The 18,105-nt window shown below is 64.2% G+C and carries 22 protein-coding genes; 13 read left to right on the top strand and 9 right to left on the bottom strand.

Features of this window, described 5'->3' with window-relative positions; translation table 11 throughout:
* Positions 1-130: 130 nt before the first annotated feature.
* On the bottom strand, positions 131-625 hold the full coding sequence (locus tag IWX85_RS11885) for a DUF1499 domain-containing protein (RefSeq protein ID WP_196869867.1): 495 nt from the start codon (positions 623-625) through the stop codon (positions 131-133).
* A gap of 288 nt (positions 626-913) precedes the next feature.
* Between IWX85_RS11885 and tsaB the strand changes: the two genes are divergently transcribed.
* The 8 genes from tsaB (at position 914) to IWX85_RS11925 (ending at position 7,911) form a co-directional block, all read left to right on the top strand.
* On the top strand, positions 914-1,702 hold the full coding sequence (gene tsaB / locus IWX85_RS11890; RefSeq protein WP_036808149.1) for a tRNA (adenosine(37)-N6)-threonylcarbamoyltransferase complex dimerization subunit type 1 TsaB: 789 nt from the start codon (positions 914-916) through the stop codon (positions 1,700-1,702).
* A 12-nt stretch (positions 1,703-1,714) separates the two neighbouring features.
* Positions 1,715-2,209, top strand: coding sequence for a ribosomal protein S18-alanine N-acetyltransferase (gene rimI / locus IWX85_RS11895; RefSeq protein ID WP_036808152.1), 495 nt, complete (start codon positions 1,715-1,717; stop codon positions 2,207-2,209).
* A 23-nt stretch (positions 2,210-2,232) separates the two neighbouring features.
* Positions 2,233-3,027, top strand: coding sequence for a uracil-DNA glycosylase family protein (locus tag IWX85_RS11900; protein ID WP_196869868.1), 795 nt, complete (start codon positions 2,233-2,235; stop codon positions 3,025-3,027).
* Positions 3,028-3,051: 24 nt separating this feature from the next.
* Complete coding sequence (gene pyrF, locus IWX85_RS11905) at positions 3,052-3,876, top strand: orotidine-5'-phosphate decarboxylase (protein ID WP_196869869.1); 825 nt, start codon at positions 3,052-3,054, stop codon at positions 3,874-3,876.
* Positions 3,877-3,908: 32 nt separating this feature from the next.
* Positions 3,909-4,808 carry a LysR family transcriptional regulator gene (locus tag IWX85_RS11910; protein WP_036808161.1) on the top strand — a complete coding sequence of 300 codons (900 nt, stop codon included), beginning with the start codon at positions 3,909-3,911 and terminating at the stop codon, positions 4,806-4,808.
* A gap of 108 nt (positions 4,809-4,916) precedes the next feature.
* Positions 4,917-5,897, top strand: a complete 981-nt coding sequence (locus IWX85_RS11915) for a tripartite tricarboxylate transporter substrate binding protein (RefSeq protein WP_196869870.1) — start codon at positions 4,917-4,919, stop codon at positions 5,895-5,897.
* A 32-nt stretch (positions 5,898-5,929) separates the two neighbouring features.
* On the top strand, positions 5,930-6,934 hold the full coding sequence (locus IWX85_RS11920; protein ID WP_370584269.1) for a Bug family tripartite tricarboxylate transporter substrate binding protein: 1,005 nt from the start codon (positions 5,930-5,932) through the stop codon (positions 6,932-6,934).
* Positions 6,931-7,911, top strand: coding sequence for a succinylglutamate desuccinylase/aspartoacylase family protein (locus tag IWX85_RS11925; protein ID WP_196869871.1), 981 nt, complete (start codon positions 6,931-6,933; stop codon positions 7,909-7,911). Before IWX85_RS11920 ends, IWX85_RS11925 begins: the two co-directional genes overlap by 4 nt.
* Positions 7,912-7,980: 69 nt before the next feature.
* Here IWX85_RS11925 and IWX85_RS11930 read toward each other — a convergent pair whose 3' ends face one another.
* A complete protein-coding gene (locus IWX85_RS11930; protein ID WP_036808173.1) occupies positions 7,981-8,256 on the bottom strand; it encodes a hypothetical protein in 276 nt (91 codons plus the stop codon).
* Positions 8,257-8,347: 91 nt separating this feature from the next.
* Positions 8,348-9,223: an EamA family transporter gene (locus tag IWX85_RS11935; protein ID WP_051984497.1), complete on the bottom strand. Its 876-nt coding sequence runs from the start codon at positions 9,221-9,223 to the stop codon at positions 8,348-8,350.
* 351 nt (positions 9,224-9,574) lie between these two features.
* Here IWX85_RS11935 and IWX85_RS11940 point away from each other — a divergent pair, with 351 nt between their 5' ends.
* Positions 9,575-9,898 carry a YqjD family protein gene (locus IWX85_RS11940; RefSeq protein ID WP_036808179.1) on the top strand — a complete coding sequence of 108 codons (324 nt, stop codon included), beginning with the start codon at positions 9,575-9,577 and terminating at the stop codon, positions 9,896-9,898.
* Positions 9,899-10,157: 259 nt separating this feature from the next.
* Here IWX85_RS11940 and IWX85_RS11945 read toward each other — a convergent pair whose 3' ends face one another.
* From IWX85_RS11945 to IWX85_RS11965, 5 genes are all read right to left on the bottom strand, one after another.
* Positions 10,158-10,931: an ABC transporter ATP-binding protein gene (locus IWX85_RS11945; RefSeq protein ID WP_196869872.1), complete on the bottom strand. Its 774-nt coding sequence runs from the start codon at positions 10,929-10,931 to the stop codon at positions 10,158-10,160.
* Positions 10,928-11,770: an ABC transporter ATP-binding protein gene (locus IWX85_RS11950; protein ID WP_196869873.1), complete on the bottom strand. Its 843-nt coding sequence runs from the start codon at positions 11,768-11,770 to the stop codon at positions 10,928-10,930. The genes IWX85_RS11945 and IWX85_RS11950 overlap by 4 nt, the downstream gene beginning before the upstream one ends.
* Positions 11,767-12,645 (bottom strand): ABC transporter permease, encoded by an 879-nt coding sequence (locus tag IWX85_RS11955; protein ID WP_051984207.1) that lies wholly within the window; start codon positions 12,643-12,645, stop codon positions 11,767-11,769. The genes IWX85_RS11950 and IWX85_RS11955 overlap by 4 nt, the downstream gene beginning before the upstream one ends.
* Before the next feature lie 167 nt (positions 12,646-12,812).
* Positions 12,813-13,904, bottom strand: coding sequence for an ABC transporter permease (locus tag IWX85_RS11960; RefSeq protein ID WP_370584270.1), 1,092 nt, complete (start codon positions 13,902-13,904; stop codon positions 12,813-12,815).
* A 17-nt stretch (positions 13,905-13,921) separates the two neighbouring features.
* A complete protein-coding gene (locus IWX85_RS11965; protein WP_231379715.1) occupies positions 13,922-15,547 on the bottom strand; it encodes an ABC transporter substrate-binding protein in 1,626 nt (541 codons plus the stop codon).
* Here IWX85_RS11965 and IWX85_RS11970 point away from each other — a divergent pair.
* Entirely contained in the window at positions 15,537-15,848 is a 312-nt protein-coding gene (locus IWX85_RS11970) for a hypothetical protein (protein ID WP_196869946.1), read from the top strand. The genes IWX85_RS11965 and IWX85_RS11970 overlap by 11 nt on opposite strands.
* Here the strand turns inward: IWX85_RS11970 and IWX85_RS11975 are convergent.
* Positions 15,838-16,071: a helix-turn-helix transcriptional regulator gene (locus tag IWX85_RS11975; RefSeq protein ID WP_196869876.1), complete on the bottom strand. Its 234-nt coding sequence runs from the start codon at positions 16,069-16,071 to the stop codon at positions 15,838-15,840. The two genes, IWX85_RS11970 and IWX85_RS11975, sit on opposite strands and share 11 nt — an antisense overlap.
* A gap of 89 nt (positions 16,072-16,160) precedes the next feature.
* Between IWX85_RS11975 and IWX85_RS11980 the strand changes: the two genes are divergently transcribed.
* From IWX85_RS11980 to IWX85_RS11990, 3 genes are all read left to right on the top strand, one after another.
* Positions 16,161-16,940 carry a hypothetical protein gene (locus IWX85_RS11980; RefSeq protein WP_196869877.1) on the top strand — a complete coding sequence of 260 codons (780 nt, stop codon included), beginning with the start codon at positions 16,161-16,163 and terminating at the stop codon, positions 16,938-16,940.
* A gap of 216 nt (positions 16,941-17,156) precedes the next feature.
* A complete protein-coding gene (locus IWX85_RS11985) occupies positions 17,157-17,585 on the top strand; it encodes an antitoxin Xre/MbcA/ParS toxin-binding domain-containing protein (protein ID WP_196869878.1) in 429 nt (142 codons plus the stop codon).
* Positions 17,586-17,593: 8 nt separating this feature from the next.
* Positions 17,594-18,058 carry an RES family NAD+ phosphorylase gene (locus IWX85_RS11990; RefSeq protein WP_196869879.1) on the top strand — a complete coding sequence of 155 codons (465 nt, stop codon included), beginning with the start codon at positions 17,594-17,596 and terminating at the stop codon, positions 18,056-18,058.
* The last annotated feature ends 47 nt before the right edge of the window (positions 18,059-18,105 follow it).

Consider the following 18,105-nt stretch of genomic DNA (forward strand, 5'->3'; position numbering starts at 1 on the left):
GGTTTCAGTTTGCACCGAGCCCTTCAGCGGGCGCGCTTAAAGCGCACGACGACAGGAAGACGCGGCGCCTTGATGCGCCTTTAAGCCCCTTTAAGCCCCTTTAAACCCCTTTAAACCCCTTTAAACCCCTTTACGCGCCACCCTGCTCGAACTGTTGGCGCAGCGCTTCAACGCGCTTGCGGTTCACGCCCATGTCGCTCTTGCCCAACCGGCTCGCCGAGCGCACCTGGATCACGCCTGCCGGCTCGTCGAGCAAGAACTCCAGATCGTCGGTAAACCCCAGCCATTGGGTCTTGCACTGCGCGTAGAGGTAAGCCGGCTCACGGGTGACCACGGTGGTGCGCGGCATGTTGCTGACGATGCCTGCAAGCCGTGCCATTGCGGCCTTTGCGTCGCCGGTGTAACTCAGTGGCGCCACCTCGGCATCAACGCGCTGCGGGTTGTCAGGGTAAAGCGCTGTCTGGCTTGAAACGCTATTGGGCGTGAGCGACGGCGGCTTGAGCCTGTGTTGGCGCACACCAAGATCACCCGGCGCTTGGCCCGCCAAAAACCCAAGCTGTCCCGCACCCAGCAGCAAAACGGCCAATGTCACGAGCAGGACTGCAATGTAGCCAATAATTTTCATGGGGGTCTTTTTCTTGCGCAGCGATTGGCTTGTGCGTGCCACTGCGGTAGCGCGTATTGAGCCTGCCAGGGGGGAGCCAGGGGCTGCGGGCTGAAGGATGATGGCGCTGAAAGCGCCGCGAAAAAAGCACAGTGTCATTATGGGCCGCCCGGTAGCGCAAGCAGCCAGGCCGGATAATCGCGGCACCACGACTGGGGTTGCTGCGTGCGCCACCTGGTCTCATGCCGCTAAAAACTATCAAATTAATAGCTGACAGTGCCCGACTCTAATGGGCTAGAGCCCGATTCAATGCCTAAACCTCTTAAATTCCTCGCGTTTGACACCAGCACCGACCGCCTGTCGATTGCCGTGACCGACGGCACGCGCGTCTGGCCGCGCAGCGGCCCGGGCGGGGCGCAAGCCTCCACCACCCTGATCCCGGCGATCCTGGCGCTGCTGAGCGAGTCCGGCATGACGCTGGGCGCGCTGGATGCGATTGCCTTTGGCCGGGGACCGGGCTCGTTCACCGGGCTGCGCACCGCCTGCGCGGTGGCGCAGGGGCTGGCCTTCGGCGCCAACCACGGCGCGGGCATCCCGGTGCTGCCCATCGACACGCTGATGGCCGTTGCCGAGGAGGCGCGCTTTCAGCGCTACGGGGCCATGGCCGACAGTGACGCGCCCTTGACCATCACCGCGCTGCTCGATGCCCGCATGGACGAGATGTATGTGCAGAGCTATGAATTCAGGCGCGGCTCCTGCGCGTCCCTGATGGGCTGCGAGCTGATCCGGCCCGAAAACCTGGTGCCTGGCGCGGCGCCGCAGCTGCTGGCCGGCAATGTGTTCGCCGTGTATGCCGGCCGGCTGCCCGCAGGCCTGGCCGCGCTGGACTGCATCGAGGCCTTTCCGACCGCCACCGCGCTGCTGCGCCTGGCGCCCGCGCTGGCCGCCGCCGGGCAATGCATTGATGCTGCGCAGGCGCTGCCGCTGTATGTGCGCGACAAGGTCGCCCAGACCACCGACGAGCGCGCCCGGGCCAAGGCCGCTGCCCTGGCCGCGTCGCTGATTCCAGCGGCTCCGGTGATGCCACTGCAAAGCTGACAGGCCCTGCGCATGAACGCCGCCCTTCAACCCTTCCAGCTGCTCGAAGCCCGCTTCGAAACCATGACCCACGCCTGGCTGCCGGCGGTGCTTCGGACCGAGCACAGCGCGTATCCGCATCCGTGGAGCGAGCGCAATTTCCTCGATTCGCTGCAGGCCGGCTACCAGGCGCAGCTGCTGGCCGCCGGCCCGGCGGACAAGCCCGAACTGCTGGGTTATTTTGTCGCCATGAAGGGCGTGGACGAGGTGCATCTGCTCAACATCACGGTGGCGCCCGCCTGCCAGCGCCAGGGCTGGGCGCGGGTGATGCTCGATGCGCTCGGCGTCTGGTCGCGCGGGCAGGGCGCGCAGTGGCTGTGGCTGGAGGCGCGCGTCAGCAATGCGCGCGCCCGGGCGGTGTACGAAAGCCATGGCTTTCGCCATGTCGGCACGCGTCGCAGTTACTACCCGGCCAGCGCGGCATCGCCCCGGGGCGAGGACGCCATCGTCATGAGCCTGAAGTTGTGAAGCCTGATGAAAAGCCGTCCCCCATGCGCCTGAACCTCGACACGCGCCAGCGCGCCATGCTGCAGGAAATGGGCGTGCGCATCTGGCAACCCCTGGCGCCGGTGGTTGAAATGCCGCCTGCTATCGAAGTCATAGCAGCTAATGCATTCCCGGTAAGCGCAAAGGCCGGTTCTGGTCAAAATTTTCAGGTGGACAGTGCCTTGGCGGCTGCTGCACCTCTGGCGCCAGCCGCCCGGCAGGATGCGGCGGCGCCCCGGCCTGTCCGCGCTGCGCCGCCCACGCCGTCGCCGGCGCCGTCCGTCCACATCTCCGACGGCAGCGTCCAGCCCGGCTGGCGCCTGGGCCCGGCGCAGCGGCTGTATGCCGACACCGCGCGGGTCGGTGGCGCGCGCTGGCTGGTGCTGGCGCAAGCGCCGCCGGCCGCGCTGGATGCCCCGGCTTTCGAGGGCGATGCCGGCCGGCTGTTGGACAACATGCTGCGCGCCGCCCGGCTGCACCAGGACGCCGGCGCCGTGCTGTTCGCGCCGCTGGTGCGCCAGACCATCGCCGGGGCCATGGACGAATTCCTGGCCGCGCTGGGCGCGCTGGTTGAACAGGCGCGGCCCGATATGGTGCTGGTCATGGGCCGGCTGGCGGCGCAGGCGCTGCTGGCATCCAGCGAGCCCTTCGGCAAGTTGCGCGGCCAGCCGCATGCGCTGCACGGCCGTAGCGCCGTGGTGACGCATGACGCGCCCTACCTGCTGCGCTGCCCGCAGGACAAGGCCAAGGCCTGGGACGACCTGTGCCTGGCCATGGGCCTGGCGGCGCGCGCAGGCTGAGCGTGCGCTTCTTACAATAAGGGCATGACCTTTCTTGACATGCTCGGCGCCGCAGAACGCCAGAACCAGTCCATGCTGTGCGTCGGGCTGGACCCCGATCCGGCGCGGTTTCCCGGAAAACTCCAGGGCGATGCCGGCCGGATTTACGATTTTTGCGCCGCCATCGTCGATGCGACCGCCGACCTGGTGATCGCCTTCAAGCCGCAGATCGCCTACTTTGCCGCCCACCGCGCCGAAGACCAGCTGGAGCGCCTGATGGCGCACATGCGCCGCAGCGCGCCGCAGGTGCCCATCATCTTGGACGCCAAGCGCGGCGACATCGGCAGCACCGCCGAGCAATACGCGATTGAAGCCTTCGAGCGCTACGGCGCCGACGCGGTCACGCTGTCGCCCTTCATGGGCTTTGACTCGGTCGCGCCCTACCTGAAGTACCCCGGCAAGGGCGCCTTCCTGCTCTGCCGCACCTCCAACCCCGGCGGCGACGACCTGCAAAGCCAGCGCCTGGCGTCGGTCGAAGGCCAGCCGCTGCTCTACGAACACATCGCCCGGCTGGCGCAAGGCCCGTGGAACCTCAACGGCCAGCTCGGGCTGGTGGTCGGCGCGACCTATCCGGCGGAAATTGAAAAAGTGCGCGCCATGGCGCCTGTGCTGCCGCTGCTGATCCCCGGCGTGGGCGCGCAGGGCGGCGATGCCGTGGCCACCGTCAAGGCCGGCTGGCGCCCGGACGCGCCCATCATCGTCAACTCGTCGCGGGCCATCCTGTATGCCTCGGCTGGCGACGACTTTGCCCAGGCTGCGCGGCGCGAAGCGCTGAAGACGCGCGATGTCTTGAAGGCCGCCCGCGGCTGAACGCCGGCGTGGATTCCCAGGCCTTGGCTGTCATGCAACTCAAGTGGCTGGAAGACCTGGCCGCACTGGCGCAAACCCGCAATTTCAGCCGTGCGGCGGAGCTGCGCAGTGTCACGCATCCGGCCTTTGGCCGGCGCATCAAGGCGCTTGAAGCCTGGGCTGGCGCACCACTGATCGAGCGCGGCAGCAGCCCGGTCACGTTCACCTCGTCCGGCGTCAGCCTGTTGGACAACGCCCAGCAGATGTTGCGCAGCCTGGGCTATGCCCGGGAGGAGTTGCTGAGCGCGGCAGGACGGCAGGACCACACGGTGACACTGGCCACCGGCCGCACGCTGGCGCGCACGCTGGTCGCCGACTGGCTCGTCAAGCTGCAGCCGATGCTGGAACAGGCGGGCGGCGAGTTCCGCATCCTGACACGCTCCCTGGCGGATACGGCGCAGTTGCTGGAACGCGGCGATGCCGACTTCATGCTGACCTACCACCATCCGCTGCTGGCCCTGCGGCTCAATGCCCGGCAATATGCCTATTTGTCTCTGGGGCAGGACCGGCTGGTGCCGCTGACGCGCGCCGATGCGCATGGGCAGGGCTTGCACCGCTTCGGACACGGCAGTCCGGCGCCCTATCTGGCGTATGCCGGAACGCTGGCCCTGGGCCGCCTGGTGCAGGACCACCTGGCCAACAACCCGCATGCGCCTGCCCTGCGCCGCGTTGTGGAAAGCGATTCAGCCGACGCACTGATCGAATACGTCCTCAAGGGTCTTGGCGTGGCCTGGCTGCCGTGGTCCATGGCGGTCGGCGCGGTCAAGGCCGGGCAGCTGGTGGCGGTGGGTGACAAGCGGCTGGAGATTGCATTTGAAGTGCGTATCTGCCGCGCCAAGCGGCCGCTCAGCCCACTGGCTGAAAGCATCTGGAATTCGCTCGAATCCCGCTGAGCCCGTTGGAAAGTCTTTTCCGAAAAAGCACCGTTCTGTGCTTTAGTGGCACCAGGCAGCGCGCGACAGTCCGGACAATGGGCGGACTCATTTCACCCAGGATTTGCCATGGCTTTTTTGACTATTTTTCGTTGCACGGCGCTGCTGGGCAGCATTGCGCTGCTGATGCCGGGCCCTGCGGCCGCGCAGGTCGACGCCTACCCCAACAAGCCGGTCACGCTCGTGGTGGCCTATCCGCCCGGCGGCAGCACCGATTTGACCGGTCGAACCCTGGCGATTGAACTGTCCAAAAAACTCGGGGTGCCGGTGGTGATCGAAAACATCGGTGGTGCTGCGGGCGCCATCGGCGCCCAGAAAGTGGCCAACGCCGCGCCGGATGGCTACACGCTGCTGGTCGGCGCCAACAACGAAGTCGCGATCAACCGGCTGGTTTCAGCTTCCGTGAAGTACGACATCAAGGATTTCACACCGCTGGGCCTGATTGCCTCGCAGCCACTGGTGCTGGTGGCTTCGCAGAAATCCGGCGTCAAAAACGTCGGCCAGTTCTTGAGTCTGGTCAAGCAAAACCCGGGCAAGTTCAGCTATGGCTCATCGGGTGTCGGCAGCTCGCTGCACCTGGCCGGTGAAATGGTGAAGGACCAGGCGGGCCTGTTCATGACCCACATCCCCTACCGCGGCGTGGCGCCGCTGACCAATGACTTGCTGGGCGGCAACATCGATTTTGGTGTGTATGTGCTGTCCAGTGCGCTGCCTTTTATTCGCAGTGGCAAGCTGGTGGCGCTGGGCACGACCGAACGCAAGCGTTCAGCGGTGACGCAGGAGATTCCCGCGCTGGCCGAAACGCCCCAGCTCAAGGGCATTGATATAGGCACCTGGTATGTCCTGATGGGACCGGCCCACCTGCCCGCGCCAGTGGCAGCCCGGCTCAAGAAAGCCCTGGGCGACTCCCTTCAATCGCCCGAGCTGCGCAAAAAACTCGAAGACGCCAGTTCCACCATCGCCCCGCCCGGCGTGGACATGGACAGGTTCCTGAACACCGAAATGGCGAAGTACAAAAAAATCGTCGACTTTGCCAGGATCACCGAGTAACCCCCGCGTTTGCCACTTTGGAAAGAAATCCCTTGAAATCCCTTTTATTCCCCTTTAGCTTCTCTTTAGCTTTTCCCGGCCGTCCCGCATTGTTCGGCGCGCTGGCCCTGCTGGCGGGCGCCAGCGTGCTCGCCCAGCCTGACCCTTACCCCAGCAAACCCATCACGATCGTGGTGGCTTACCCGGCCGGTGGCAGCACCGACCTGACCGGGCGTGTGCTGGGCTTGGAGTTGTCCAAAAAACTCGGCGTTCCGGTGATCATCGAAAACGTGGGTGGCGCTGGTGGCGCCATCGGCGCCCAGAAGGTGGCCAACGCCGCCGCCGATGGCTACACGCTGCTGGTCGGCGCGAGCAACGAGATTGCCATCTCCCGCCTGGTGTCGAGCGCCGTCAAGTACGACATCAAGGACTTCACCCCCATCGGCCTGATCGCCACCCAGCCGATGGTGCTGGTGGCGTCGCAAAGCTCAGGCGTGAAAACCGTGGAGCAGTTCATGCGCCAGGTCGCCCAGAATCCGGGCAAGTACAGCTATGGCAGTTCCGGCGTCGGCACCGCCCTGCATCTGGCCGGCGAGATGGTGAAAGACCAGGGCGGCCTGTTCATGACGCACATCCCGTACCGCGGCGTGGCGCCCCTGGCCAACGACCTGCTGGGCAACAACATCGACTTCGGCGTGTTTGTGCTGTCCAGCGGGTTGCCGCATATTCGCAGCGGCAAGGTGGTCGCGCTTGGCACCACCGAAGCCAAACGTTCGCCGATGACGACCGATATCCCGGCGCTGGCCGAAACGCCCAAGCTCAAGGGCATCGACATCAACATCTGGTTTGCGCTGATGGGTCCGGCGCGCATGCCAGCACCCGTGGTTGCCAAACTCAAAACCGCCCTGAACGAGTCCCTGCAGACCCTGGCGCTGCGCAAGAAACTTGAAGACTCGGGCTCGACCGTCTCGCCGCTCAATGTGGACATGCCCGCTTTCCTGAAGCAGGAAACCGCAAAATACCAGCGCATTGTCGACTTCGCGAAGATCAAGGAATGACCGCCTCTACTTTGCAGTTTCATCTGCCCAAACCCGACATCGCTGACTGGCGCGCCGGCAACACCGGCGTCGAGGGCGTCTGGCAATTCGACTCAGGTTTGGCTGGGCGTGATGTGCTGATCACGGCTCTGGTTCACGGCAACGAACTGTGCGGGGCCTGGGCGCTCAAGGGCTTGCTGGAAGCCGGTGTGCGACCGCAACAGGGCAAGCTGACGCTGGCATTTTGCAATCTGGCTGCGTTTGACCGGTTTGACCCGGCCGACCACGACGCCTCGCGCTTTGTCGAGGAAGACCTGAACCGTCAATGGGAGACCGACCGCATCGAGAGCGGCAGCACGGCAGAGCGCCGCCGTGCCGCCGCGCTGCGCCCGTTGGTTGCGCGCGCCGACTGGCTGCTCGACCTGCACTCCATGCACGAGCGCGCCGCCCCGTTGCTGCTGGCCGGCATGCAGGCCCGCAACCTCGAACTTGCCAGATGTCTGCGCACGCCGGAATATGTCGTGGTCGATGCCGGCCACAAGGACGGCGTACGGATGCGGGACTTCGGGCGTTTCGGAACGCTGAATCCTGAAGGCGGCGATGCACAAACCCGGTCACTGTTGCTGGAATGCGGCTTTCATGGCGATGTGTCCAGCCGCAAGGTCGCCCAGGACATGTGTGTGCGTTTCCTGCAAGCAGCCGGAACGCTGCCAAGCGACGCATTGCAGCAGCTTTTGCCGGGTTGGCTGCAGGGCGATTGCGAACGCCAGTGGGTGCTGGAAGTGACCGGCCCGGTGGTGGCCCGCAGCGCGGACTTTCGTTTCACCGAATCTTTCCAGGGACTTGAATGCATTGCCAAGGCAGGCACGGTGTTGGGCTGGAATGGGTCCGAACCAGTGACGACGCCTTACGACGATTGCGTCCTGGTCATGCCTTCGGTGCGCCAGGCAAAACCCGGCGTCACCGTGGTTCGTTTCGCCCGCCGCCGTCCCTTGTGATGCGTTGACCGCTGGATGTCTGTCGTGGCCAGGCCGCGGGGCATGCAGGCAGACAAGCCGTTGGCGGTGTCAACGTCTGCCGGTCAAAAAGCCGCCAGGCAGGAAACGAAGCACTTTGCCCAGTCCGTCCCGGCCGCTGGCCGCGCGGTAGAGCAGCGCACTGCCCAGCGTCGAACCCGCCGTGCGCATCAAAAACGACCGGCTGCGGCGGGACGCCATCAGCACGGCGACACCGGCGCCAAGCACCAGCCAGTGTTCGCCGGGAAAACTGGACCGGTTTTGGTCGAATTCCTTCACTTGCCTGAGCGTCGGAATTTTGGTGGAGGTGGGTGAGTCATTTTGCATAAGACGTTCAGCTTAGGCAGGCGGATGTTTCGTGGTTGTCGGACGACGCCGCAAAAGCGTGTCTGCAACATTCAGGCGCTGAACCGACGCCTCAGCGCCGCCTGACCAGCCCGCCGAGCATCACGCAGGCCAGTGCCGCCACCAGCAGCGCAATGCCGGCCCACTGCCAGGGCGTGACCGACTCGCCCAGCACCCCCATGCCGGCGGCCAGGCCGACCACCGGAACGCCCAGGCCGAAAGGCGAGACACGGTTGGCCGGGTGGCGCTTGAGCAGCCCGGTCCACAGGCTGTAGCCCACCACCGTGGCCACCCAGCCCAGGTAGGCGATGGACAGCCAGCTGGTCCAGCCCGCTTCGAGCCACTGCCAGCGCACGGCCGGGTCGTCGAAAGCCCAGGACAGCGCCATGAAGGGCAGGATAGCCACGCCGCCGCTCCAGACGACAAAAGCGATCGGCGAGTAGTGGCTGGAGACTTTCTGCAACTGCCGCGCCACGATGTTGGATGCTGCCCACATGGCGGCGGCGCACAGCGTCAGCGCAAAGCCGGCGACCGTGGTGCCGCTGGCCGCGCCGGGACTGGCATAGTTGTAGCCAAAGCAGGCCAGGCCCAGCGCCGCCAGCACCATGCCGGCCTGCAGCGGCCGGCTGGCGCGCTCCTGCAGCAGGACAAAACCAAACAGCGCGGTAAAGAACACCTGCGTCTGCAGCAGCACCGACGCCAGCGCCGCCGTCATGCCGATCTTCAGCGCGATGAACAAGATGCCGAACTGCCCGACCCCCTGGAACAACCCGTACAGCACCACCCATTTCCACGGCACCTGCGGCGGCCGGATGAACAGCGCCAGCGGCAGCAAGGCAAAGGTGAACCGGGCAACGCCCAACTGGAACGGCGTGAAGTCGCGCAGGGCGAATTTCATCGCGACAAAATTCACCCCCCAGATCAGCACCACGACCAGCGCGGCCGCCATGTCGCGTCCGCTCAGGCGCGCGGCGGTCAAGACCGACCGCCGCGTCGGGTCGATGCAGGCGTGAAGACGCGCAGAGGCTGAGGACAGACGGACATGGTGGATGCGTAAATAGAGGTAAAAAAAAGAGTTCGGGAAGGGCGGCAGCAAGTCGATGGGCGTCTGGATTATTCCTCACCTGCGGCTTTTTGCGCACGCGTCGGGGCGGGCACCGCCCCGACGCGGCTTCATTTTCTTTTCAGCACAGGCGCAACCCAGGGTCTGCTGCATGGAAATCTGCGCCGAATCGCCAGTAAAACGCGGTGAATCTGCTATCTTTTGAGGGTTCAGTCAATTTTTTTGAAAGATTCATTCATGACCAACGACAGCCCCACCCTGGTTCAGACACAGGAAAGACTGGTTTCGGCCATCCGCTCGGAAATAGCCGACGCCGAAGAAACCTTGTCGGCCACGGCAGACCAGGCGGGAGAAAAGATGGCCAGGCTGCGCAGCCGCATCGAAAACCGCCTGCGCGAAGCCAAGTTCCGCCTGATCGATGCCGAAGAGGCGCTGCTCGCCCGGACCCGCGAGGCCGCCCATGCCGCCGACCACTATGTGCACGAGTCGCCCTGGACCGCCATCGGCGTGGCGGCGGGCGTGGGCGTGGTGGTGGGCCTGCTGCTGGGCCGGCGCCTGTAAAGAAAAAAGCGGCGGCGCCCTGGCCGCCTGCCAGTGCTTCGCTGCGGAACAGCGTGAAGGCCTGTCGCGCATGGCGGCAGGCCTTCCGTTTTTCAGCCCAGCCAAGAGCGTTGTGCCAAGTCGGGGCTTCAGGCCTGCAAGAACCAGCGCCTGGGTTAAAAATTCAAGCAAATAATGCCTGTAGCGCTTGCTGAGTATGCACAACCCGCTATTTAATCAGGAGCATTTGATGCCGCTCTTGTGGGCAAGCGCTGCCGGATCAGACCGTCCCGGACGCGCGCTGAAAGCCCGACGACGCCTGCATCAGGCTCAGCGTGTAAGGCTCGGTCACGCGGTGGGCGGCGAGGTCGCTGGACGCCACAACTTCCACCGTCTGGCCGCGCTGCATCACCATCAGCCGCTCGCACAAATGCGTCACCACCGCCAGGTCGTGGCTGACCATGACGAAGGTCAGGTTGCGACGCTGGCGCAGGTCTTCGAGCAGGTTCAGCACCTCGGCCTGCACCGAGGCATCGAGCGCCGAGGTGGGTTCGTCCAGCAGCAAAATTTGCGGCTCCAGGATCAGCGCCCGGGCAATCGCGATGCGCTGGCGCTGCCCGCCCGACAGCTGGTGCGGGTAGCGAAAGCGGAAACCCTGGCCGAGTCCGACTTCATCGAGCGCGCGCTCGATGCGGGTTTCGGCGTCCAGCATGCCGTGAATTGCCAGCGGCTCGGCCAGCAGCCGGTCCACTGTCTGGCGCGGGTGCAGCGAACCGTAGGGGTCCTGGAACACCATCTGCACCCGGCGGCGAAAAGCCTTGCTGCCGGGCGCATGGCTTGCGCCGTCGCCGGTCAGTTGCACCGTGCCCGACTCTTTCGGCACCAGGCCGCAGATGGCGCGCAACACGGTTGATTTGCCCGAGCCCGATTCGCCGACGATGCCGAAGCTTTCACCCGGCGCGACGCGAAACGACGTGTCGGCCACAGCGACGAAGCCGTCAAAACTGACGCGCAGGTGGCCAACGTCCAGGCCCAGGGCCGTGTGCGTGCTCACAGCGCCCACTCCGGCCGGCGGTCCAGCGTCGCCAGCGGGTGCGTGGAGGCGCCAAGCTGCGGCAGACACGCCATCAGCCCGCGCGTGTACGGGTGCTGCGCATGGGCGAGTCCGCCCGCCGCCAGTTCCTCCACCACCCGGCCGGCGTACATCACCAAAATGCGGTCGCAAAACGACGACACCAGCCGCAAATCGTGCGACACCAGAATCAGGCCCATGCCGCGCTCGGTCACCAGCGCATCGAGGATGGACAGGACCTGCAACTGCACCGTGACATCGAGCGCCGACGTTGGCTCGTCGGCAATCAAAATGTCCGGTTCGGCAATCAGCATCATCGCAATCATGGCGCGCTGGCCCATGCCGCCCGAGACTTCGTGCGGATAGAGCTTATAAACCCGTTCGGGGTTGTCGATGCGCACCGATTCAAGCGCTGCCAGTGCGCGCTTTTTGGCTTCGCGGCTGGAGATGCGGGTATGCGCCTGCAGCGTTTCCACAATCTGCGCGCCGATGGTCATCACCGGATTCAGCGAGAACTTCGGGTCCTGCAGCACCATGGCGATGCGCCCGCCGCGCAAGGCCCGGCGCTGCTTGGGCGGGCAGCTGAGCAGATCGACGCCGCTGAACTCCAGCCGCCGGGCCTTGACGAGGCCTTCGGGTGCGGTCAGGCCCAGAATGGCGCGTCCAGTCTGCGACTTGCCCGAACCCGATTCGCCCACAATGCCGAGTCGCTCGCGGCCCAGCGTGAACGACACGCCGCGCACGGCTTCGACCATGCCGCCATCGCGGCTGGGAAACGCCACGCGCAAATCCTCGACGACCAGAAGCGGCGGTGTGCTCATTTGGCCGCCTTCGGGTCCAGCGCATCGCGCAAGCCGTCGCCCAGCAGGTTAAAGGCCAGGCTGACGACAAAAATCGCCGCGCCGGGCGCCGCCGCTACCCACCACTGGTCCAGCACATAGAGCCGGCCGTTGGCAATCATCGCGCCCCATTCGGGCATCGGCGGCTGCGCGCCCAGGCCCAGAAAACCCAGACCGGCGGCGGTCAAAATGATGCCCGCCATGTCCAGCGTGACGCGAACGATCACCGACGACAGACACAGCGGCATGATGTGGCGCAGCACGATGCGCCACGGCGACGCGCCCAGCAGCTGCACGGCGGCAATGTAGTCGGTCTGGCGGATCGTCAGTGTCTCGGCCCGCGCCATGCGCGCATAGGGCGGCCAGGAGGTGATGGCAATCGCAATCACCGCGTTTTCGATGCCGGGGCCAAGCGCGGCGACAAACGCCAGCGCCAGAATCAGTCGCGGAAACGCCAGAAAAATGTCGGTGATGCGCATCAAGGCGGCATCGACCAGCCCGCCGGCATACCCCGCCACCGTGCCCACCAGCAGCCCGAGCGGCGCGGCCAGCACGGCGACCAGCACCACCACGAACAGCGTGATGCGCGAGCCGTGAATCAGCCGCGACAAGATGTCCCGGCCCTGGTCGTCAGTGCCCATCCAGTGCGCCCATGACGGCGGCAGCAACCGCGTGGTGCGCAAATCGCCGATGTAGGCCGAGTAGGGCGCCAGCAGGTCGGCAAAAATCGCCACCAAGACCAAGGCCACCACGATCACCAGCCCGACCATCGCCAGCCGGTTGCGCGCAAACGTGCGGCAGCCGCCGTAGGCCCGGCCCAGCGCCGCCTGCCTTCTGGATGAAGGCCGGTCCGACATCAGCCACTGAACAAGACCCCCACGTTCGCCCACTGCGTGTGGCTCTCTGCCCCCCGGGGGGGCCGCTGCGCCTGCGGTCTGGCGAAGCCAGTCCCGCGGCCCCTGCTGAGGCAGAGATGCGACCGCGTCGTTGGCCGGTGCTTCGGGCAGTGAAGTCGTCGTCTCGTTCATCGCGTGCGCGTCCTCGGGTCCAGCAGGGTGTAGAGCAGGTCCGACAGCAGGTTCAGGCCGATGAAGATCGAGCCCACCACAATCGTCCCGCCCAGCACCGCGTTCATGTCGGCGTTCTGCAGCGAATTGGTGATGTACAGCCCCAGGCCCGGCCAGGCAAACACGGTTTCGGTCAGCACCGAGCCCTCTAACAGCCCGGCATACGACAGCGCAATCACCGTGACCAGCGGCACCATCGCATTGCGCAGCGCGTGGCGCCAGATGATGCGGGCTTCGGACAGGCCCTTGGCGCGCGCCGCCACCACGTACTCCTGCGCCAGCTCGTTGAGCATGAAGGAGCGCGTCATGCGGCTGATGTAGGCGAGCGAAAAGTAGCCCAGCAGCGACGCCGGCAAGATCAAGTGCGACAGCGCATTGCCAAAGGCGTCCCATTCGCCCGCCATCGCGGTGTCGATTAGCAGAAAACCGGTGACCGGCACCAGCGTGAATTCATACGCCACGTCAATGCGACCCGGCCCGCTGACCCAGTCCAGCCTGGCGTAAAACAGCACCAGCGCCATCAGCCCGAGCCAGAAGATCGGCACCGAATACCCCACCAGCCCGATGACGCGCACCACCTGGTCGACCAGTTGGCCGCGCCGCACCGCCGCCCACACGCCCAGCGGCACGCCCAGGCCCGCGCCGAACAAAATGCCCAGGCTGGCCAGTTCCATCGTCGCCGGAAAGGCACGGCGAATGTCCTGCATCACCGGGTTGGCGGTCAGCACCGAGACGCCAAAATCGCCGCTCAGCACCTTGCGCAGGTAGATATAAAACTGCGTGTACAGCGGCTTGTTCAGCCCCATTTCCTCGCGCACCCGGGCCACCACATGCGGCGGCGCGTTGTCGCCGACCATCGCCAGCACCGGATCGACCGGAATCACCCGGCCGATGAAAAAGGTGACGGCCAGCAGGCCCAGGTAGGTGAGCAGAATCACCACCAGAAAACGCCCGAGGGCGTTCAGGCGGCGGACGTGGTTTGATGGGCGGGAGGACCGGGCCGCAGACAGCGGCGCCGGGCTCAGGGCGAGGGGATCAGGAACTGCCAAAACTGCAAGTCGCCGGGTCAGCGCTTGGCTACCTTGAACATGTAGTTGGTGTCAAAGGTCGGGCCCAGCTTCAGGCCATCGACATTGCTGCGGTAGGCGGCGACTTCGGTCTGCTGGTACAGCATGATGAACGGGCTGGTCTTGCGGAACTCGGCCTGCAGCTCTTCGTACATCGCACGGCGCTTGGCCGAATCGCGCTCCAGCACGGCGGCATCCGACTTTTTGGTCAATTCCGGAATCGCCCAGGCATTGCGCCAGGACAGCGGCTTGGCCTTGGCCTCGTCGGCATTGTCGGGGTTGCGGGTGAAGGTGTCGGCATTCGAATGCGGGTCCCAGTAGTCCGAACCCCATTGGCCGATGTACATGTCGTGGGTGCGGCCTCGGTACTTGGTCAGCACCTGCTTGCCGTCGCCGGGAATGATCTCGATGTCGATGCCGGCCTGCTTGGCGGTTTGTTGAAAAGCTTCGGTGATGCCCTGCACCGGCTGGATGGTGCGCATGTCGATCGTCACCTTGAAGCCGTTGGGCAGGCCGGCCTTGGCCAGCAGCGCCTTGGCCTTGGCCACGTCCAGCCTGTACGGGTTGTCCTTGCTCGCGCCCAGCAGGCCGATGGGCAGGAAGTTCTGGTGCACCACGCCGATGTTCTTGATCAGCGTGTCACCGATGGCCGAATAATCAACCAGCCATTTCAGGGCTTCCCGCACCTCGGGTTTGGCCAGGTTGGCGTTTTTCTGGTTCAGGCTGATGTAGTACACCGTGCCCTTGGTCGCCGAGGTCAGCTTGATGTCCTTGTTGGTCGAGAGGGCCGCGATATCCTGCGGGCTCAGGTTGCGGGCAATGTCGATGTCGCCTTTTTCCAGCAGCAGGCGCTGGGTGGCCGCTTCCTTCACGTGGCGGTAGATGATGCGGGCCAGCGGCGGCTTGGGGCCGTAGTAGTTGTCGTTGCGCTCCAGCGCGACGATTTCGTTGGCCCGCCATTCGCGCAGCTTCATCGGGCCGGAACCGGCGTAGTTGGTTTTCAGCCAGCCGTAGCCCCAGTCGCCGTTTTGCTCCTTGGACATCAGCAGTTTCTTGTCCACGATGGCGCCGATGTTGGCGGTCAGGCAGTTGAGCACGAAGGTCGGCGCATACGCCTTGTCGGTTTCCAGCGTCAGGCTCAAGGGGCCGGTGGCCTTGATCTTGTCCCGGGCGTTGTCCTTGGTGAAGCCGAACTGCGTCAGGATGAAGGCGGGCGACTTGTCCAGGCTCACCGCCCGGTGCAGCGACCAAGCCACTTCGTCTGCCGTCAGCGCGTTGCCTGATGCAAACTTTAGCCCGGGTTTCAGCTCGAAGGTGTAGGTCTTGCCATCCGGCGACACCGTCCACGATTTCGCCACGTCGCCGATCAGCTTCGACGGGTCGTTCACATCGAGCCGCACCAGTCGGTCATAGGTGTTGCCCATCACTTCGCCCGCCGACAGCTCGAAGGCCTCGGCCGGGTCCATGGTGATGATGTCGTCAAACCCGAAGGCGATCACCAGCGTGTCTTTCGGCGTTGCGGCCAGCGCACCCGCGCCGTGGCACAGCAAAAGGGCGGCTGTGGCGGTGGCGCACAGCACGCGGCGCGAGAGCGACAAGGAGGAAAGTGACGAAGTGGCCAACATGAATTCCTTTGGGTGGGTCAACCGGGATGAAGCGAAGGTTGATCGTACTGCAAAGGATGCAGGAAACATGGCTGATTTCCTCTGGAACGCTGCCAAGACTGCTATAAAAAACAGAGCTATGCATGCATGCCTTACCTGCGCAATCGCTCTAAAACCTGTAAATTTTTGCTCGCATCCGTTTAGAACGGCTGTCCTTCCTGTAAAAGCGTCTAATACCGGCGGTTTTCCTGAAACCATGCAGCGCTGCCAACGAACCAAGAAAAAAGTCAATTCAGCCGCAGGGTTCCTGTTCAGGGCGTGACCATTTTTATTTTCCGGAGCACGTCTTCGGCACTGGCTTCGACGGCCTCGCACCAGGCAAGAAAGTCAAGCACATCCAGGTAACGCTCGCCGGTTTCAACCTTGGACACGAAAGACTGAACCTTGTGAAGCGACTGCGCCAGTTGGAGCTGGGTAATTCCTGCCCGCACCCGCGCCTGAACCAATTCCTGGCGCAAGGCAATGTAGCGGGCTTGATAAAGCATTTATTCATGCTAAATTCCGATTCGGAATATTCCATTTTGGGATATTTGTTGCGCTTGTTACGCAGAACATCACAGTAAAAAAGGAAATAATGAATTACTCGCCCCTTACCGCCTTTGTCTTGGCAGTTGCGTCTTTGTTAACAGCTTGTGGCGGCGGAAGCGACAGCCCGGCGGCAAGCATCCCTGCCGCCCCCGTACCGTTGGCTGCAGCCGAAGGCTATTACCAAGGCACGGTTTCCACCGGCAAGCAATTTCAGTTGCTGATGCTGGAAAACGACCAGTTTTACTCCTTGATAGGCAACACGGATACGCAAGGCGTGTTCAGGGTCACGAGCTTGGTCGAGGGCAAAGGCGCGTCCAACAACAACAGTTTTTCAGCCTCGAACGTCAAAGAGTATGTGAACAACGGACAAGTCGATACCGGAACGCTTTCGGCTTCCTACAGCCCGAAGGTCAGCATCACGGGCAGCGTTTCAAATGCAGGCGGCTCGGCCAGCTTCACCGGTACGGCGCCAGCCACGGCAAATTACACCTATGACACCGCTGCAACGCTTGCCAGCGTTTCAGGAAACTGGTCTGGAACCTCGCTGGCCGGTGAAGGGTTGAGCTTTTCAATCAGCTCGGCGGGTGCCATTTCCGGTACGGCGGTTTCAGGTTGTTCGTTCACCGGAACCTCCACGCCACGGGCTTCCGGCAAAAATGTGCTGGATGTCTCGATTACTTTTGGCTCCGCACCTTGTACTCTGCCGGGTTTGACCGGAAAAGGCATAGGCGTCAGTAGCCTGCTGTCCAGCGGCAAGCGTCAGTTCCTGATTGCTGTGACGAATACAGACCGTACCGCTGGGACCGTAGTTTTTGCGCAGCGTTGATCATTTTTGAATGCCGTTTGCTATTAACGGCATCACTGCGCGACATGCTGGCCGCCGGGCTGGGCCGGCTGCCTGACAACAAAGCCAAAACCCGCTGCGAATGGGGTGATCTGGTCTTTTCGTCAGGTTCAGCCCTGCGCTTGCAACGCAAGCAGTGGTAGATTCAGCATCATTCGACCTATAATCAAGGTATCAATTGATACCCGAAAGGCCGCCATGGTGCTGGTAACCCCCGAGAAAATCGCCGCCGTCATGGCGCTGCTGCCGCTGCCGCATTCGTTCGCCGAACTCGATGACCGCATTGCCCACGGCCTGCCCAAGGACGCGCTGAAAGCCAGCGTGGACCGGGTGCTGCTTGCCGGTGAAGACCGCAAAAAACTGCTCTACCGTATCGTTCCCGAAGCCACCTACAAGCGCCGGCGCGGCACGCTCACGGCCGACGAGTCCGGGCGGGCTGAACGGCTGGCGCGCGTTTTCGCCACAGCCGACTACGTGTGGAACTCCGAAGACGACGCCCGAGCTTTCCTGAGCGCGCCGCATCCCATGCTGCAGGGCCGCACGCCGCTTGACGTGTCCATGACCGAACTGGGCGCGCGGCGGGTGGAAGAACTGCTCTGGAAGCTTTATTACGGCCTGGCCGCTTGATACGCCCGATGCAGCTTTACCGCATCGCCGACAGCCGGCACCCGCTCTGGGACGGCACCGGGGCCGCCCTGGTCGGCGGGCGCTGGAACAGCCCTGGTCGCCCCGTCATCTATGCATCACTCAGCTACGCCTGTGCCATGCTCGAAATTCTGGTGCATGCCAACATTGGCCGCATTCCGACGACGCAGGCCTGTGCGGTGGCCGAAGTGCCCGACGGCGTGGGCATCGAGCGCCAGGATGCGCTGTCGTTGCCCGCCGGCTGGGACGGCGACGACCTTTCGCCGGCCCGGCGTTTTGGCGACCAGTGGCTGCAGGAGGCGCGCAGCGCCGTGCTGGTGCTGCCGTCGGTCGTGGCCCGGCTGGAATGCAATGCGCTCATCAATCTGCTGCATCCCGACGCCAGCCGGCTGCGGGTCGCGCCAAGTCAAAAAGTCATCTGGGACCAGCGGCTGTTTTTTCGCGCAGGCGCTTGAACAGTCATCCGGCCCACCCGATTGCATCTTTACAAAAGTTCGGCATT

Origin of the sequence: Polaromonas sp. CG_9.11, from assembly GCF_015752225.1 — a bacterium.
Classification (GTDB): domain Bacteria; phylum Pseudomonadota; class Gammaproteobacteria; order Burkholderiales; family Burkholderiaceae_C; genus Polaromonas.

Excerpts from the sequence above, each read along its gene's own strand:
- IWX85_RS11885 (WP_196869867.1), bottom strand. The coding sequence starts at position 625 with ATGAAAATTATTGGCTACATTGCAGTCCTGCTCGTGACATTGGCCGTT.
- tsaB (WP_036808149.1), top strand. The coding sequence starts at position 914 with ATGCCTAAACCTCTTAAATTCCTCGCGTTTGACACCAGCACCGACCGC.
- rimI (WP_036808152.1), top strand. The coding sequence starts at position 1,715 with ATGAACGCCGCCCTTCAACCCTTCCAGCTGCTCGAAGCCCGCTTCGAA.
- IWX85_RS11900 (WP_196869868.1), top strand. The coding sequence starts at position 2,233 with ATGCGCCTGAACCTCGACACGCGCCAGCGCGCCATGCTGCAGGAAATG.
- pyrF (WP_196869869.1), top strand. The coding sequence starts at position 3,052 with ATGACCTTTCTTGACATGCTCGGCGCCGCAGAACGCCAGAACCAGTCC.
- IWX85_RS11910 (WP_036808161.1), top strand. The coding sequence starts at position 3,909 with ATGCAACTCAAGTGGCTGGAAGACCTGGCCGCACTGGCGCAAACCCGC.
- IWX85_RS11915 (WP_196869870.1), top strand. The coding sequence starts at position 4,917 with ATGGCTTTTTTGACTATTTTTCGTTGCACGGCGCTGCTGGGCAGCATT.
- IWX85_RS11925 (WP_196869871.1), top strand. The coding sequence starts at position 6,931 with ATGACCGCCTCTACTTTGCAGTTTCATCTGCCCAAACCCGACATCGCT.
- IWX85_RS11930 (WP_036808173.1), bottom strand. The coding sequence starts at position 8,256 with ATGCAAAATGACTCACCCACCTCCACCAAAATTCCGACGCTCAGGCAA.
- IWX85_RS11935 (WP_051984497.1), bottom strand. The coding sequence starts at position 9,223 with ATGGCGGCCGCGCTGGTCGTGGTGCTGATCTGGGGGGTGAATTTTGTC.
- IWX85_RS11940 (WP_036808179.1), top strand. The coding sequence starts at position 9,575 with ATGACCAACGACAGCCCCACCCTGGTTCAGACACAGGAAAGACTGGTT.
- IWX85_RS11950 (WP_196869873.1), bottom strand. The coding sequence starts at position 11,770 with ATGAGCACACCGCCGCTTCTGGTCGTCGAGGATTTGCGCGTGGCGTTT.
- IWX85_RS11955 (WP_051984207.1), bottom strand. The coding sequence starts at position 12,645 with ATGTCGGACCGGCCTTCATCCAGAAGGCAGGCGGCGCTGGGCCGGGCC.
- IWX85_RS11965 (WP_231379715.1), bottom strand. The coding sequence starts at position 15,547 with ATGTTGGCCACTTCGTCACTTTCCTCCTTGTCGCTCTCGCGCCGCGTG.
- IWX85_RS11975 (WP_196869876.1), bottom strand. The coding sequence starts at position 16,071 with ATGCTTTATCAAGCCCGCTACATTGCCTTGCGCCAGGAATTGGTTCAG.
- IWX85_RS11980 (WP_196869877.1), top strand. The coding sequence starts at position 16,161 with ATGAATTACTCGCCCCTTACCGCCTTTGTCTTGGCAGTTGCGTCTTTG.
- IWX85_RS11985 (WP_196869878.1), top strand. The coding sequence starts at position 17,157 with ATGGTGCTGGTAACCCCCGAGAAAATCGCCGCCGTCATGGCGCTGCTG.
- IWX85_RS11990 (WP_196869879.1), top strand. The coding sequence starts at position 17,594 with ATGCAGCTTTACCGCATCGCCGACAGCCGGCACCCGCTCTGGGACGGC.